Origin of the sequence: Streptomyces sp. NPDC102259, assembly GCF_044766465.1 — a bacterium.
In the GTDB taxonomy this organism is placed as follows: domain Bacteria; phylum Actinomycetota; class Actinomycetes; order Streptomycetales; family Streptomycetaceae; genus Streptomyces.
Window position 1 is genome coordinate 1 of record NZ_JBIWMA010000040.1, and the last position, 14,860, is coordinate 14,860.

16 protein-coding genes and 2 pseudogenes are annotated in these 14,860 nt (G+C 67.3%); 7 read left to right on the forward strand and 11 right to left on the reverse strand.

The window, feature by feature from the left end:
* The first annotated feature begins 406 nt into the window (after positions 1–406).
* The 4 genes from ACIRPU_RS42115 to ACIRPU_RS42130 all read left to right on the forward strand — a co-directional run bounded on the left by ACIRPU_RS42115 (position 407) and on the right by ACIRPU_RS42130 (position 5,016).
* Positions 407–1,681 carry a ParA family protein gene (locus ACIRPU_RS42115; protein WP_403877865.1) on the forward strand — a complete coding sequence of 425 codons (1,275 nt, stop codon included), beginning with the start codon at positions 407–409 and terminating at the stop codon, positions 1,679–1,681.
* Positions 1,678–2,814, forward strand: coding sequence for a ParB/RepB/Spo0J family partition protein (locus tag ACIRPU_RS42120; protein ID WP_403877868.1), 1,137 nt, complete (start codon positions 1,678–1,680; stop codon positions 2,812–2,814). Before ACIRPU_RS42115 ends, ACIRPU_RS42120 begins: the two co-directional genes overlap by 4 nt.
* Before the next feature lie 371 nt (positions 2,815–3,185).
* Positions 3,186–4,487 (forward strand): NucA/NucB deoxyribonuclease domain-containing protein, encoded by a 1,302-nt coding sequence (locus tag ACIRPU_RS42125; protein WP_403877871.1) that lies wholly within the window; start codon positions 3,186–3,188, stop codon positions 4,485–4,487.
* Between the two features lie 25 nt (positions 4,488–4,512).
* Complete coding sequence (locus ACIRPU_RS42130; RefSeq protein ID WP_403877873.1) at positions 4,513–5,016, forward strand: hypothetical protein; 504 nt, start codon at positions 4,513–4,515, stop codon at positions 5,014–5,016.
* A gap of 731 nt (positions 5,017–5,747) precedes the next feature.
* Here ACIRPU_RS42130 and ACIRPU_RS42135 read toward each other — a convergent pair.
* The 3 genes and pseudogenes from ACIRPU_RS42135 to ACIRPU_RS42145 all read right to left on the reverse strand — a co-directional run.
* Positions 5,748–6,422 (reverse strand): annotated as a pseudogene (locus ACIRPU_RS42135) (transposase family protein); the annotation flags it as partial.
* Positions 6,423–6,490: 68 nt separating this feature from the next.
* Positions 6,491–6,850, reverse strand: coding sequence for a hypothetical protein (locus tag ACIRPU_RS42140; protein WP_403877876.1), 360 nt, complete (start codon positions 6,848–6,850; stop codon positions 6,491–6,493).
* 75 nt (positions 6,851–6,925) lie between these two features.
* Positions 6,926–7,468 (reverse strand): hypothetical protein, encoded by a 543-nt coding sequence (locus ACIRPU_RS42145; protein WP_403877879.1) that lies wholly within the window; start codon positions 7,466–7,468, stop codon positions 6,926–6,928.
* Positions 7,469–7,729: 261 nt separating this feature from the next.
* On the opposite strand from ACIRPU_RS42145, the gene ACIRPU_RS42150 reads away from it, so the two are divergent.
* Together ACIRPU_RS42150 and ACIRPU_RS42155 are read left to right on the forward strand one after the other, a co-directional pair.
* On the forward strand, positions 7,730–8,554 hold the full coding sequence (locus ACIRPU_RS42150) for a hypothetical protein (protein WP_403877881.1): 825 nt from the start codon (positions 7,730–7,732) through the stop codon (positions 8,552–8,554).
* 121 nt (positions 8,555–8,675) lie between these two features.
* Positions 8,676–9,604 (forward strand): IS5 family transposase gene (locus ACIRPU_RS42155; RefSeq protein ID WP_403877972.1). Its coding sequence is split into 2 segments (ribosomal slippage): positions 8,676–9,057 and positions 9,057–9,604, totalling 930 coding nucleotides; the frame shifts between segments, so codons are not numbered across the junction.
* On the opposite strand, the gene ACIRPU_RS42160 is transcribed toward ACIRPU_RS42155, so the two are convergent.
* From ACIRPU_RS42160 to ACIRPU_RS42185, 6 genes and pseudogenes are all read right to left on the reverse strand, one after another.
* Positions 9,590–9,943, reverse strand: coding sequence for a hypothetical protein (locus ACIRPU_RS42160; protein WP_403877884.1), 354 nt, complete (start codon positions 9,941–9,943; stop codon positions 9,590–9,592). The two genes, ACIRPU_RS42155 and ACIRPU_RS42160, sit on opposite strands and share 15 nt — an antisense overlap.
* Before the next feature lie 105 nt (positions 9,944–10,048).
* Positions 10,049–10,249, reverse strand: coding sequence for a hypothetical protein (locus ACIRPU_RS42165; RefSeq protein ID WP_403877887.1), 201 nt, complete (start codon positions 10,247–10,249; stop codon positions 10,049–10,051).
* 306 nt (positions 10,250–10,555) lie between these two features.
* Positions 10,556–11,077: a WhiB family transcriptional regulator gene (locus ACIRPU_RS42170; RefSeq protein WP_403877890.1), complete on the reverse strand. Its 522-nt coding sequence runs from the start codon at positions 11,075–11,077 to the stop codon at positions 10,556–10,558.
* 30 nt (positions 11,078–11,107) lie between these two features.
* Complete coding sequence (locus tag ACIRPU_RS42175) at positions 11,108–11,389, reverse strand: hypothetical protein (RefSeq protein ID WP_403877893.1); 282 nt, start codon at positions 11,387–11,389, stop codon at positions 11,108–11,110.
* A gap of 160 nt (positions 11,390–11,549) precedes the next feature.
* Positions 11,550–12,059, reverse strand: a pseudogene (locus ACIRPU_RS42180) (GGDEF domain-containing protein); the annotation flags it as partial.
* A gap of 392 nt (positions 12,060–12,451) precedes the next feature.
* Positions 12,452–13,096, reverse strand: coding sequence for a hypothetical protein (locus tag ACIRPU_RS42185; protein WP_403877896.1), 645 nt, complete (start codon positions 13,094–13,096; stop codon positions 12,452–12,454).
* A gap of 307 nt (positions 13,097–13,403) precedes the next feature.
* Between ACIRPU_RS42185 and ACIRPU_RS42190 the strand changes: the two genes are divergently transcribed.
* Positions 13,404–13,988 carry a YrhB domain-containing protein gene (locus ACIRPU_RS42190; RefSeq protein ID WP_403877899.1) on the forward strand — a complete coding sequence of 195 codons (585 nt, stop codon included), beginning with the start codon at positions 13,404–13,406 and terminating at the stop codon, positions 13,986–13,988.
* Here the strand turns inward: ACIRPU_RS42190 and ACIRPU_RS42195 are convergent.
* A complete protein-coding gene (locus ACIRPU_RS42195) occupies positions 13,970–14,443 on the reverse strand; it encodes a hypothetical protein (protein ID WP_403877975.1) in 474 nt (157 codons plus the stop codon). The two genes, ACIRPU_RS42190 and ACIRPU_RS42195, sit on opposite strands and share 19 nt — an antisense overlap.
* Positions 14,343–14,795 (reverse strand): hypothetical protein, encoded by a 453-nt coding sequence (locus tag ACIRPU_RS42200; protein WP_403877902.1) that lies wholly within the window; start codon positions 14,793–14,795, stop codon positions 14,343–14,345. Before ACIRPU_RS42200 ends, ACIRPU_RS42195 begins: the two co-directional genes overlap by 101 nt.
* Positions 14,796–14,860 lie beyond the last annotated feature (65 nt).

Here is a 14,860-nt window from a genome sequence, read left to right on the forward strand (position 1 = left end):
ACAAGCCCCGACCGCATCTGTCGCCGCTTCCGCACCGCCGTCCGACAGCAAAGAAATCCTCCGATACCGGGGCAGTTGAGGTGAAAACGACCTCTAAGAGCTCCACGGGAGCGCCAGGCGTTGAGCGGCCCCCGACGTTGCCGGCTCCACGGTGACTGGCTGCTGTGGCGTTTCTGCGCGTGAACTCATGCGCCGGACAAGTGAGTCCACGGCAGGTGCCCCCTCTCCCGCTCCGGGCGGCGGGCGCAACAACCCTGGATGTGATCAAGAAACTGGTGGGTCTCGTACACGTGCTCGCCCTGTCCGCACTGTCCGTCGCCACCCAGCCGCAGCTGTCCCGGCAGGAGGCCCGCTCCCGGCCACGTCGACTGCGGCCGTTGTACCGGCCCCGGCCGCCGCTCAGGACATGCCGCTGTTCCAGGCCCTGGAACAGATCCGTAGGACGGCAAGCAGTCTCGGCTCCGGAGATGGCGAGTTGGCCCCCGTTACGGCCACTTCGGCTGTCGACCTAGTAATGTTCGGCCACATGAGCATCCCGAGCCCTCGGGGGGAACGAGAGAAGCTAATTACAGCCCTCACTCCCCAGCTGCGCCGACACTTGAAGATCCGCGCCTTTGAGCACGGAATGGACATCCAGGACGCAACTGAGCACGCGATCAACGCCTGGTACTCAACCGAAACCGACGACCTCCCGAACGTCACGACCGACGGGGCGAAGACATGGGGGACGTTCCTCCCCGTTGGTGAGCCGGACCGGTTCAAGGCCGCCTGCTCAGAGCGCGGTGTCACCTACGTCAAGGGGCTGGCGCAGGCACTCACGCTGTGGCTCGACAACCACCCCTCCCCCACGGCCCCGTTGGTAGCCCAGCCGGTGGTGCGGGTGATAGTCGCCAACCAGAAGGGCGGCGTGGGAAAGACGTTCCTGTCGTCGGGGATCGCGCAGGCCTTGGCGGAGGCCGGCCATCGCGTGCTCATCGTCGACTACGACCCGCAGGGTCACCTCACTGCGGAGCTCGGCTTCGAGGAGCTCATGTACGAGGACGACGTCGAGACCCTGATGATGCACATGGACGGAACCGCGAAGGGCGACATACACGATCTGCTCGTGGCTCTGGACGGCGAGCGGTTCGGCGAGCGGCTCCACCTGCTTCCCGCATCCGACGACGCGTTCCTGCGCGACGTCGCCCTGTCCAAGGTGAGCTTCAGCGAGGCCGCTCTGGAACGGGCCATGGAGCCCCTCGAGGCCGACTACGACGTCATCATCATCGACGGACCGCCCAGCCTGGGTCTGAACATGGACACCGCGCTCTACTACGTCCGCCGCCGTGACGGAGAGCTCGCCGACCGGTCCGGCGTCATCACGCCGGTCTGGGCGAACAAGGCCTCCCACCGGGCGTTCCGCCTCCTTAGCCGCCAGATGGACGACCTGTGCAAGAAGGGCCGGATCCAGGTCGACTACATCGGCCTGATCATCAACGCGTACGACAGCCGACGCGGCAAGCTCGTAAAGCAGAACAAGGACGAGTGGGAGAAGAGCAGTTCCCCGCCCGTCCTCGCCGTGATCGGCGATCTGAAGGAAGGCCGGGAGGCAGCGGACGGGGAAATCCCGCTGCTGGAGTACGCCCCCGAAAGTGAACACGCGCAGGTGATGCGCGATCTGGCGAAGGAGCTTGCCGTATGACACCCCCTCAGGACCGGGTCACCCGGGGGTTCAGCATGGGCGGGGAAGACGGGGCGGGCGAGAAGCAGGCGCCGCGCCGGATCCGGACCCGGCAGCAGATCATGAACGGGGAGGGCAAGCGGCCTCCTGCCTCTGTAGAGCTCAAGTTGCTCGCAGCAAACCCGTTCAACCCGCGCGATGAGCTCACCGAGATCGAAGAGACGGCGGAGTCGCTGCGCGTCAAACAGATCCAGCCCGTCACTGTGGTGCGGCGCGCGGCCTTCTTGACTGCGCACCCAGGCCAGGAAGCGAAGCTCGGTGAGACAGCCGAGTACGTCGTCATCGACGGCAATCGGCGCCTGGCGGCTGCAAAGCTCGCCGGGCTTCCCGAGCTGCGGATCGATGTCAACGACGATCTTGCCGCTACTGCGGCGGACATCGTGGAGTCCGCCCTGATCGCGAACATCCACCGCGTGGACGTCCCGCCGCTGGATCAGGCGAAGGCGATCCAGGAGCTGGTGAAGGTCCACGGATCGCAGGGCGAGGTGGCCAGGAGGCTGGGGAAGACGCCGCCTTGGGTATCGCAGCGTCTTGCGCTCCTGGAGCTCACGCCAGAGCTACAGGAGCAAGTCGAGGCCGGCGAACTGAAGGTGGAGCCCGCTCGTCGTATCGGCCGACTGCCCAAGGAAGAGCAGGCGGGCGAGGCGCAGAAGGCCATCGCGGCCGCCAAGACCCCGCGCCAGCGACGGCACAGCAAGTCAGCGGAGCAGCACGATGCGTCGACCCTTAACGGCGTTAATACCTCCCCGAGCGCATCCGTGCCGACCGCTCCGGACTCGTCGGCCGTTAACGCCGTTAATACCTCCGTGAGTACGGCGTCACCGGACTCCCCCGCGACGCCAGCCGTTAACGCCGTTAATACCCCGGAGCCCCAGATCCTGGAGCAGACGGCGCAGGACAACGCCGGGCAGCCTCGCCGGCTTCCGTACGACGACCCGTTCTCCGTGGTGACCCACCTCAATATGAAGATGGAGCCGGCCGCGTTCGCGGCGGGTGCTCGAGTGTGGCTGAGGATGCTGCGCGAGCAACAGCCTGCCGAGCACGCGGCGCTGCTGGCCGACCTGGTGCAGCAGGAAGAACACACGTCAGCCTGACTCTCGGACAGCTGCAACGAGAAGAGGGCCCGGCCCGCGATAGCGGGACCGGGCCCTCTTTGTCTGTCAGTGGTATCGCCACGCCCTTTCCCCTTCTCCTGCAGCAACGGTTGCCGGCCTCTCCAGGGCGGTTGCCTTGCTCCGCAAGCGGTCGCCGCCAGGAGAGCGGCCCGCTCGGTGTCCCGTGGTCTGATGTTTCGGAACGGCACAAGAGTGGCGGGAAACGCTTGCCGATCTATGAGCAGGCTGTGATTCTCCTGTGTTTTGATCAACGCGACCGGGCGCGGGCATGACAGGTCTCGCGTCCTGCTTGCTGACAAAACAGGGGGCACATCTTGAGATTGAGGAAATTCCTGGCCACAGGAGCGGCTGTGGTGGGGCTGTTAGGCAGCTACCTGACTACTGCCCAGGCGTCCGAAGCTGCCAACGCTGCGGCCGACACTGTGCAGTCTGCTAGCGCCGCGCTGGCACCCGCCGACGACACACCGCTGCCGGAGGACCTGGAGAATTCGTCCGAGGAACTGGACGACGACATCTCCCAGCCTGTTCCGGAGACAGAAGACGGCGCACCAGCCGTCTTGGGGGACGCTCCAGGAGATGAGGGCGCGCAGGAAGAAGGCATCGGCAGCCCCGACCCGTTGGCGGCCGCCGAAAGTCTCTCCATCATGTGCCGGACACGGATGCTGGCCGCCATCCGGGACGGAAGCGATGTACCGATCCCGTGTACGACATGGGACAGCACCCCGCTCACGGCCGAGATGCGTTCCGCCGTCTCCGCCTGGCCCACCCCGGCATGGTGTGATGACGACGGAGTGAGCGGCAAGTGGTACGTCAACCGCTTCAAGGCATGTGGCATCTTCTCCGCCACGCTGAATGTCATCAACCCGCGTACTGGCGCGACGGTCGGCACCATGCACTACCTGGTGCGCGCGTACGCCTACAGCGGGCGGGATGTGAAGAACTGGGCGTATCAGGTGGAATTGATGCAGGTGTCCGCCACCGGTTCGGCTGTTGGCATGAACGCGTCGGGCAAGGTGACGTGCGCCGGCAAGTGCAAGGCGACCGACAGCAAGTTTCCCTCCCAGCCGATGAGTTCGAGCAAGGACGCTGTCGGGCAGTTTTTCCTGGAGACCACGATCAATACCTCGACCAAGGGACAGGTCGGAGAAGGACAGGCTACGGCGGCATGGGTGTTCACCAAGGCCGGAGTCACCCCCAGCAACGAGATTTACCTGCCGACGCCTCCTGTTCGGTGCGACAACGCGGTTCCGGGCACGTCGAAGCCGGGGTGCGTAATGCCGTACATCCCAGAGATGGTCTACGCCAAGACAGGCGAGTACCCGCAGCTCGCCCAGCACATCGAGGACGCGCAGAACGTCAAGAACCTGCCGGGCAAGCACGGCACCACGAGCTATCTCACCCGGCTCACGGACAAGGCCAAGATCACGCAGAATCGGAACACGGCCTGCCCCACCAGCCTCCCGCGTCCACTGCTGGCATCCTGTGATGAGTACCCCTTCGCCTCAACGTGGCAGGGCGCCAAGACGGGCGGTAGCTACAGCCAGCGCATGATCGATGCGAAGCAGAACACGGGCGGCGGCCGGGCTTTGAGCCTCTTCTACCTGTACAACCGCATCATCGAGAAAGACCGGTTCCTGGTGTGGATCAAATAGCCGGCACCCCGACTAAGGACTGCGGATGAGCGACGAGGTCGAACGGGGCAGCGGACGCGTCCCGGTGCAGTACCACCAGTTCAACATCAGCGACGAAGAGGGACCCACCGCCCCAGATCTGGAACTGGAGCACAACGGACTCGTTCAGGTCACCGACGGTGTCACCGTCGTCCACACCGGCATCCACACCGGCGACGTGGACGTCACCGTCACGTTCCACGAAACCGCCCCCGCACCCGGCAACGACGACTGGCAGGAGATCGTGGAGCTCTCCGCGCACTCCGCATCGGGCGATCTCATGGTCCGCGGCCTGATGGACGACCTGGACGAAGAACTTCCCGTCCTATCGTTCAACGGACCCGGCGACTACCGGCTGCGCATTCACGCCCGCGGCCGAGACACCGCAGTCGACCTCGCCCCTGACGAGGTCACTGAGTGGTACCTCATCCAGGCGTGGCCGGCACCGACCGCACCCGTCACAGTGCTCCGCCACGGCGACAGCTACGGCGCCTCAACACGCTCCAACTGAGCTCTTCACACATCTGCCCGCCCACCGCCACGTGGGCGGGCAGAGCCGTCTGCACTGCCCGCGTAGAAGACCGCCGTGGCGAAAGGAGCAGTAGTTCCATGCGTAGCCAGGAGTTGGTGGAGGTTCACGGGTCGCAGGGCGAGATTGCCAGGAGGCTGAGGAAGACACCGCCGTAGGTGTCCGATGCGTGGACCGTTAACGGCATTAATACCTCCCCGAGCACATCGGTGACGACCGCTCCGCACTCGTCGACCGTTAACGGCGTTAATACCTCCGCAGGTGCGGTGTCACCGAGCTCCCCCACGGCACCGACCGTTAACGCCGTTAATACCCCGGACACCCAGACCCCGGACCAGACGGCGCAGGACGACGCTGCACAGCCTCGCCGACTCCCGTACGACGGCCCGTTCTCCGTGGTGACCCACCTCCAACGGAAGATGAAGCCACCAGCGTTCGCTGAGGGTGCGCCGGTGTGGCTGAGGATGCTTCGCGAGAAGCAGCCTGCCGAGTACGCGGCGCTACTGAACGAACTGGCGGGCCAGCAAGAGCACACGCCAGGCTGACCTCTGCGCCCTGAGACGCACAAAGGGCCCGGGTTCCACCGTCGTCGGTGGAACCCGGGCCCTTTGTCTTTTCCGGCTGGATCACGGAGCGTCCGGTACCTGCTGTCCTGAGTCTTCTGATCGTCGGTGCAGGTAGACGACTTCATCGGGATGAGTGACTGAGCCTTTTCAGCGGTGCCGCTCCAGGGTGAGGACGGCCTTGGCGATTGACGTCATGCGGTTCGGGCTACAGCGGGCGCGACGGAAGATTCGCCAGGATTTCAGGCGGGCGACTCCTCGTTCGACGGGTACGCGAGCGGCGGACAAGGCTCGGTTGACCGTCTGCTCGGTCGAGGTGAGTTCGCCGTGCGGTGGCCGGCGTTTCGGGGTGGTGACCCACTCGCCAGCGCCGATGTAGGCCATGTCGGCCAGGACGGGAACGCCTTGGCGTTCACAGATCCTGATGATTTTGTGTGTGCGGACGGCGGTCAGGTCATGCGTGCGGCCGGGCAGAGCGGGCGAGAGCCACAGTGTCCGGCCGGCCGGGTCGGTGATGACCTGCACGTTCACACCGTGCCGCTTGTGCTTCGTCGAGTAGTCCGCCCGGCCGTCACCAACTCGGTCGCACTCGGCGAGCGTGCCGTCCACGAGAACGTAGTCGGGATCTTCCTCGCGCAGGACCTTCAGCAGACCCGGCGCCTTGGCGGCCAGGTGCTCGACGACGGCGGTGACGTATGCGTGGGCCGTGCCGACGGAGACACGGAAACCCGCTGCCAGTTGAGCCAGCGGATCATGTCGGCGCAGGTATGCCAAAGCGATCACCGCACGCTCGGACGGGCGGAGCTTGCAGCGCCGGTCACCCTCCAGTCGTCATACGAGCCATCTTCCCTCTTGCCCAATTGGGCAAGAACGAGCTTGAAGAGGAGCGGCTCTCAGGAGTCCCCGCGTCCGGCCTGCGGGTGGGTGTAGCGGATCGGCTTTACGAGGCTGCGGGCGTATTCGATCTCGCGGCGGGTGCTGTCGCCGATGTAGGCGTCGGGGTTGACGATCAGCACGTCGTCGGCGAGGTCAATCTTGCGCAGGTGGAGGTCGCCCAGGACGCGCTGGAGCCGGTCGGCACGGGCGGGGTCGTCCCACAGCGGATGCGGGGTCCTGAGGTCGCAGACCGGGGCAAGGACGATCCGGCCGGCCGCCGCCTCGTACAGGGCGGCTTCGGTGAGCGCGTCCCAGAACCGGGTCGACCCGCACAAGACGACGATCGGCGGGCGCGGCGGGATGGTGTCAGCAGTCATGGGCGGCCTTCCTGTTGGTGGGGATGGTGGCAGCAGGGTGGGTGGCACGGCTGGAAGTGGTGGGTGGGCTGGTGGTCATCGCGCAGGGGTCCTCTCGGAGGTCGCCCAGGTCGCGGTGCCCTGATCGGGGTCGGGGAGACCGGATGCAGTTACGGGGGCGGCGGGGTGCCGCATGGCGGTAATCGGTATCGCGCCGGGCTCGCTGCCGGTTGCCCAGAGCAGGCGCCAGGTGCCTTCCCACTCGCAGCCGCACGGGGTATCCGGGTGCTGGTGCCGTAAGAAGACGCCGTGTGTGTGGACGGCACGCGGGATCCGAGGGATAACTTCCGACGGGTCGTCGCCCGGGTAGAGGTGCAGGGTGCGCCAGTCATGGACGTGAGCCATGTACGCGGCGGCGGCCTCGATGATGACGGTCCACCGCTGGTGTCCGAGCATGACAAATGCGTCCGGGTAGGGGCTTCCATCGTGTGCTGTGTCGATGCCGGTGACGTACAGCTCCCTGTGGAGAAGGAAGCCGTTGCCTTCCGCGTCTTCGCTGTTGGGGATCCAGAACTGTTCGGCAGGCGCGGCGTGGTCGGCGTCGCGGGTTTTGAGGTCGTGCAGGGTCTTGGCTGTCATGTGCTTGCTCCGGTGCGGGTGTCGGCTGCGGTGAGGACGCGCGGCAGATGGATGTGGAGGTGGTCAACGTCGGCCTGGCGGCCACGGGCGCGGACTTCGCGGGCGAGCAGTTCGGTGAGTGCAGCTGCTCTTTTCCGGACTAAGAGAACGATCATGATGAGGCATCTTTTAATGAGCCCAGCCCATCTGGGGCGGGCACGCGACGGGAGCAGGCCAGCTGGGCCATGTGTCCTCCGCGCTCTAGGCAATGAGGGGGCATGCATGGGGGCAGACAACCGCCAAGTCTTGCTGCGATTGGCCAGACAACGTCCTGCCCCAAACCGTCTACGCCCCAGGGAACGGGCCGAACAGACGGAACTGGCGACGCAGCAGGAGTCGCCAGCTCAAGTGGTGGATGAGACTGCGCGGTGGTGGAAGCGAATTCCCTGGGTGATGCTGGGCACCGTCATATCGGTCATTGTGGGTATCGGGAGCCTGGCCTTCACGGGGGTGGCTACCTTCTATGGGGCCCTGGTGGCTCAGGACCAGCTTGAACAATCACGGGAGACGGCCAAGCAGGCGTCTCGTGAGCAGGCGATGCGCGTGACGTACTGGGCAGACCGCGAGCAGGATGAGCCGATGAAGTTGCACATCATGAACAGGTCGCCAGATCCCGTGACCAACGTGTACTTGGCCGTTGAGATCTTGCTCAAGGATGAGTCCAACAAGCGCCTTGAAGTGCCAGACCACATGTATGCCGACAGGGTCCTCCTCTATGACGTTCTGCCAAGCGTGGGTCCCTGTACAGAGCTAGTGATCGATCCGGGTGCTTTGCGTTACGGCAAGAAACCCCGGGCTCTTCCAACCTCGCAGGTGTACATCGAAGCCCGATGGATCTTCTTCCGTGATCGCGACGGTATGTCGTGGCGGCGCGACGACAATGCATTGGAACCGGATGAAGCACTGGAAGAGGTAGGTCGCGGGGAAATTTCGATCAGTCCGGTCGTCAAAGGAGAAGAGGACAACCTCGAGTGGGTGACGGCATCTCTCGCGGGTGGCCCAACGGTGCAACAGGCAGCTTCATGCGACAGACCCACGAGTGGCTGACCGCGCTCATGCGGTGCGGCTGACACATACCCCCTCAGTCGGCCATCTCCACTAGGCCGTTTCTGACGGCTCTTGGTGGGCTGGGTGGATCTCGTGGTTGTCCGGGCAGGACGCTCGAATGGTGCGGCGACACGAACTCACGGACGCGCAGTGGCAGAAGGTCGAACCTCTCCTGCCCTCTAATGGCAAGCCGGGCGGGCAATGGGCGGATCACCGCAGGGTGATCAACGGGGTTCTGTTCCGGGCCCGGACCGGGGTGCCCTGGCCTGACCTGCCAGAACGGTACGGCCCCTGGCAGACCGTCTACGAGCGTCATCGCCGCTGGTCGGCCGACGGCACCTGGAGGGCCGTCCTGCGCGAGTTACAGATCGAGGCGGACGCCGGCGACCCGGACGGGGCGCTTGCCCGCCAGGAATGGGCCGTGAACATCGACTCGACCTCCTGCCGGGCGCATCAGCACGCGGCCGGGGCACCCCGCAAGCCCCCGGCCGACTACCCGCAAAAAGGGGTGGGGCGCGTGAGGAGGCAGATGGACGGGAGGCGTTGGGGCGCTCATGGGGCGGGCTGACCAGCAAGGTCCATCTGCTCTCCGACGACCGGGCCCGCCCGCTGCACTGGCTGACCTCGCCCGGTCAGCGCGGTGACAGCCCGATGTTCGCTTCGGTGCTTGACGGCCTGCGCATCCGGCGCCGCGGCACGGGCCGCCCCCGCAGCAGGCCGGACCGGGTACGCGGCGACAAGGCGTACTCCAGCCGCGACAACCGCGCCTACCTGCGGCGACGCGGCATCAAAGCCACTATCGCGCAGCCCGACGACCAACGGGCCCACCGCAAGCGCCGTGGACGCTCCGGTGGCCGGCCCCCGGCCTTCGACAAGGCCCAATATCGCCGCCGCAACGCAGTCGAGCGGTGCATCAACAAGTGGAAACAGTTCCGCGCGGTGGCCACCCGATACGACAAACGCGACTACATCTTCAACGGCACCCTCACCGTCACCGCGATCGTCATCTGGCTCCGGGACACCGTCCAAGAGCCGTCAGAAACGACCTAGTTTCCTAACTGGGCGGCGCAGCCTATTGGCACCGGTAGTCCGGTCAACGACTCGGTGCTTCCCGCCTGCACATCCGATGGCGATACGCCGGGGGCCAGCCGGGAGGTCGGCGTAGGCCGCGAGGTTGGCGAGCGGTTCGCGGGCTTTGGTGGTGTTCAGGACGACGTCCTGGACGCGGGGGTCGAAGCCGTCGAGGTCCAGGATGTCGCGGGCAGCGGCCGGGTCGCGGAGCCGGTCGCGGACGTCCTCGATCCAGTCGGCGGCGGGCGGGATAGGGGAGCCGTCCGGGCCGGTGGACAGGTGCAGGTAGCCGAACGAGATCAGACGGATCGGGGGCACGGTGACCTCCTGCTGTGAAGGGGAAGGAACGTGCACCCGCACCCGGTTGCGGGTGCGTGGCCGCCGCGTGGGCGGCGGCCGCGGTGCCAGGGCCGCGAGTGGCGGTCACGGGTCGATGTCCTCCACGCCGGGGATGGCGATGTCACCGAGCACGTCGTCGATCGCGCGGATGACCGCGCCCCGGTCTTCGGGCCGCGTGGTGTCGAGCACAACCCGGGTGAGGTCCACCAGGTCCAGTTCCTCGAACAGGTCAGTGAGCTCGGCAATCGTCTCTGCGTCCAAGCCGCCCGCCTCGTCGGCCGCCAAGGGCAGCGGCGCCGCCTACAGGACTTCAAGCGTGGTGACGTCCAGCCAGATCGGCTCATCCGGTGTGCGAGGCAGGCAGAGGTAGCCGGTGATGCGGAGCTGGTCGCCGGGGGCCAGGTCGTGCAGCACGGCAGCCGCGAGCGCGGGGGGTGGTGGCCGTGCAGGGTATGACCATTTCGTCCACCACCTCGTCGGTGGGGGAGACGATGAGGCGGAAGCGGGCGGTGGTCTCGCACTGGTCGCCGCGCACAGCCTCGTCGTACAGGAAGCCGTGCAGAGTGACCGCTATGCCGCTGTGGTCCATGGTCATCCCGCCTTCCTGGCCGGTGCACTGGCAGCGGTCAGGAGCCGGCTCATGTTGCGCCGCTGTTCGTCCGGCGTGAGCCTCCGCGGCCGCGGTGGCAGGGGTCCGTTGACGTCGCGGTCCAGGCGGACGATGCGGGCTTCGCGGACGGTGAGCGGGGTATGCCGGGCGGCTTGGCGCTGCTGGCGCAGCCACTGGTCGTGGTCGGCGACGACGGTCACCCAGTCGGTGCCGAGTCGGTCGGCCAGGCGCTGGCGGAGCTGGGTGCGCTGTCGGGCGGTGGTGCCTGCCCACACACCCAGGCGCGCCTCGCTGGCGTGGGCGAGTGCCCACTTGAGGCAGCCTGCTGCGATCGGGCAGCCGGAGCACAGCTGCTTGGCCTGCTCGATGCCGGTCTGTGCCGCCGGGGTGGTGGTCGCTTCGTGGGAGAAGAGGGCGGGCTGGCGCTGGCAAGCGGTGGGGGAGGCGGTGTAGGGAAAGGTGATCCGGTCGGAGGCCGGCAGGTCGGAGCGAAGTCCGGGCATGGCAGAGCTCTCCAGGAAGAGGGGGGAGGGTCAGGCGTGGTCGTCGTCGCGCTGGCGCTTGGGCTGGATGTCGGAGGCGAACCGGCCGCGGCGGGCGGCCTCGGCCGGGTTCGCGGTGATCCAGTCCTCTGCGCAGGCTTTGTGGACGGGCTCTCCGTAGTGGGAGCGCATCGGCGTCGGCTGCTGGCACAGCACGCACGGCAGGTCCTGCCAGCGGTCGAAGTGGCGGGCGTCGCGCCAGTCCAGCAGGCCGCCGGGAGCCGGGACGCAGCCCGGCTCCCACAGCGGCGTCTTGCGAGTGCGGCGGGTCATCCGAGGGCAGGTGCGTGCCGGGGCGGCCGGGACGTCGTCCGTGGACCGTGGGTGTGTAGGCGTCGTGGCGGGTCGCCAGGTAGCCGGGCGGCTTCTCGCCGGTCTTCACCCGGTACATGGCCATGTCCGCGCCGCGCAGCAGGCGGCCAGTGTCGGCGGCGTCGGGCAGGTCGGCGGCGCGAGCGGTGCCGATGGACACCGCCGGGCTGAGGATCTGCCCGGCGTGGTCGACGGGCTGCGCGAGCAGCTGGCGCAGCCCGTCGACCTCCCGCACGGTCGCGGTCGGCGCGAGGAGCACGGCGGCGGCGAATTCGTCGCCCCCGAGCCGTGCGGCGATGCCGCCGCGGGCCTGCGCCCACGCCCCGATGCGGTGTCCGATGGCGGCGATGAGGGTGTCGCCGGCGGCGTGTCCGAGGGTGTCGTTGACCGTCTTCAGGCCGTCGGCGTCGGCGACCAGGACGTGCAGGAGGTCGCGGTGCGTACGGGCCAGGGACGCGGTGCGGGCCGTGAGGGTGTCGCGGCCGGGCAGGCCGGTGAGCGGGTCTCGGCGGGCGGCTTGCAGGTGCCGGCGGACCCTGACGTCGTCGGCGACCGCGACGGCCAGGGGCACCGCGACGGCGGCGAGCGCGAGTATCCGCGAGCGCTGCCGTAAGGCGGGCTCAGCGTGCATGATGGAGTCTCCGTTCTGCCCTTTCGGGCGGGATGAGGAGAGGCGCACCCCGAGTGCTTCCAGGCGTTAGGGGGTGCGCCTCTTGCTGTGTGATCACATGCGGTCCGGGCGGTGCCGGGCGTCGGGCATGCTGGGATGTGCACTCGCCCCTCGTGACGGAGAAGTGCTGAGGGGCGGGTGTCTGTCCAGCAGTGGTACGGCCCTGGGGTGCTTCTTTTGGATCTTCCCTCGGAGGGCTCCAGGCGGCCGATAGAGTGCGCGCCGTGGGCATACCCGGCTGGTTCGTCTGGATCTTTCTCGTGCTGTTCCTCTGGCAGGTCATCGCGCTCTGGCCTGTCATCGATCGACTGCGGGAAGCCAACTCCGCGCTGCGTCGCGAGGCGCGTCTTGACCTACTGGAGACCGTCGGACCCCTGCTGCTCTTCGGCGGCGGTCTGCTGGGTTTCCTGGTGGGGGAATCCTGGTTCTGGCTCGGCCTCGCGGGCTTCCCGATCCTGACCGCTGTTTACGCCGTGAAGGGTGTCCGCTGGCTCCGCGCCCGCCGCCACCCCACGGCCTGATCCAGACGACGGGCAGACGCTGCGGCAGTCACCGACGGTGTCGTCGTGCACCGACCGGCCGTGCGTCGGCGCGAGTTCCGCGAGCAGCTCGAGCAGCATCTCTTCGCCGTCGAGCGTGATGTCGGTGTAGCGGCCGCAGGTGCACGGCACGACCAGCGCGAGGACATCGGTGGCGCCGTCGTGCTCGGTGATGCGCAGGGTGTGGTGCAGCCATAAGCCGCCGTCCAGCCACGCCACCGCCGACGTCTCGACCCGGCGGCCGCCGCTGTCCGTGGCCGGGTGTCCCTGCCAGTCGGCGGCTTCCACGGCCTGCGCGAGGGTGTGCGGGTAGGCGGCGTACGTGTGGTGGGCGGCGGCGGTTTCCGCGTTCTCGCGCTGCTCGCTCTCGTCGGGGCCGTACGCGTCGGCGGCCATCTCCAGCAGGAACGCCAGCGGGCTGTCCGGCCCGTACGGGCGGGTCGTGGTGGTGTCGGGCATGGGTCAGATCTCCAGATCGTGAGAGGCCGCCGGGGTCACCGGCGGTGGTGTGGACAGAGCACGTGAGGGTCGGCTCACGCGGCCAGCCGGTGCGTGCCGGACGGCGGGGGCATGTAGCTGCTGGGGTCGACGGGGATGCCGTCGTGGCATTCCAGGCAGCAGCCGAGGGTCTTGGATACTGGCGCAGAGCACTTGTTCCGCAGCTGTCGTATTCCTGAGCAAGAGGGTCCGTCAGACCCTTCGTGCGTGGCTCTGGGCCGTGCATATTCGCTGGTCTAGAGAGGGGCCCGTACGGGACGCTGCACGCGTGATTGAGCGAGAAGCCGCCGTTCGGGCTGTCGAAGAGCAGCTGGAGCGCGACTACCAAAAGTGGCGGGCTGCGGGTGTGGACGCGCTACGGATGGCTGTGGTCGACGTCGAGGAACACGAGCTGGTGTGGATCGTCTACTGGACCTCCGAGGAGTTCGTACGCACCCGGAACCCGGAGTTCATGCTGGCCGGCAATGGGCCGTACCTGGTCGACCGTGTCGACGGCGGACTGCACCAGATCGGCGTCGTCTCTGCGGTAACCGGAGAGTGGGAGGACGACTACCGAGCCCGGATACGTGGGCTGCCGGTGCGCACCGCAGTAGACGATCTACACGATGCGCTATGCGGAGTCGCCGCTACGCGCGGACGCATGCACGCTGTGCGGGCACTGCGCCAGAGGCTGCCTGTGCTCTCGCCCGCGGAGGCCATCGAATACGTGAGCGCGTTGCTGGACGGTGATGCACCCGCGCGCCTCGTGGCCGTCGCCACCAAGGAACTCGTGGAGCCCCTCAACTCAGTACTTGCGGTGGAGACCATTCTGAGCGGGGCGGCGCTCCGAGCCGGTCAGAGACCCGACAGATGACGGGAAAGCCACTCAGCATGCCGATCGCGCATCCGGTCCCGTTCCTCGCACGTGGCAAGGAAGACGTCGGCCCCACCGTCGTAGGGGTGGTGGACGCGCTGCATCCGGGTGTCGGTGATGAGGACGCCCGCCACCTTGTCATCGGCGATGTCTCGGAGCAACTCGTCGATGCAGCCACGCCGCCAGGGCTGGCGGGCGGCGAAGAGGTGGCAGTACGTGCGGAACTCAGGGTCAGGATCGTCCTCCACCAGCAGGCTCTGCCAATACCCCGTGACGGGTTGCGATGACGGAACCTCGGCTTCGGTCGTCCAGAGCGGAGTGATCACATGCACGTCCGCACCAGCGAACAACGCATCAAGGACGGTGTTGTAACGCTCCAGGACGACGGCGTACTCGCTCTCGTCCTCCGCGTACCGCTTCGACTCCGGCAGGCTGTGAAAACGCACCCAGGGCATCGGCCGGGAACGGGTCGCCATGGCCCACCGGGCACCGGTTCGCCGACCGTACCCGCGCCAAACACGAGGCCGTCCACGCGCTGTAGCGCAGCTCCGGGCGCTCGACGGAGTCGGGGCGGAAGGCAACGGTGGCCGTGGCGGTGCCGAGCATGCCCCGCTGTCCGTTGTCGGACGGCGCCCACAAGACGGTGTCCAGAATCAGCACGCGACCGGCCTCGACGGCCGCCGGGGTTTTCACCTCCAGTTGCAGGCGCAGGCTGTGTGCCCCGAGCTCCTTGAGGAGCATCAGGCTGTTGTCCCGGTGGCCGATGGCCATGGTCCCGACGGGCGCGTTGAAACGCAGTTCGTCCATCGTGCGGCGCCTTCCTGGTGGTTCGTGTGCTGCGCCGATTGTGGGGCCTGGACTCGGCACAGAGC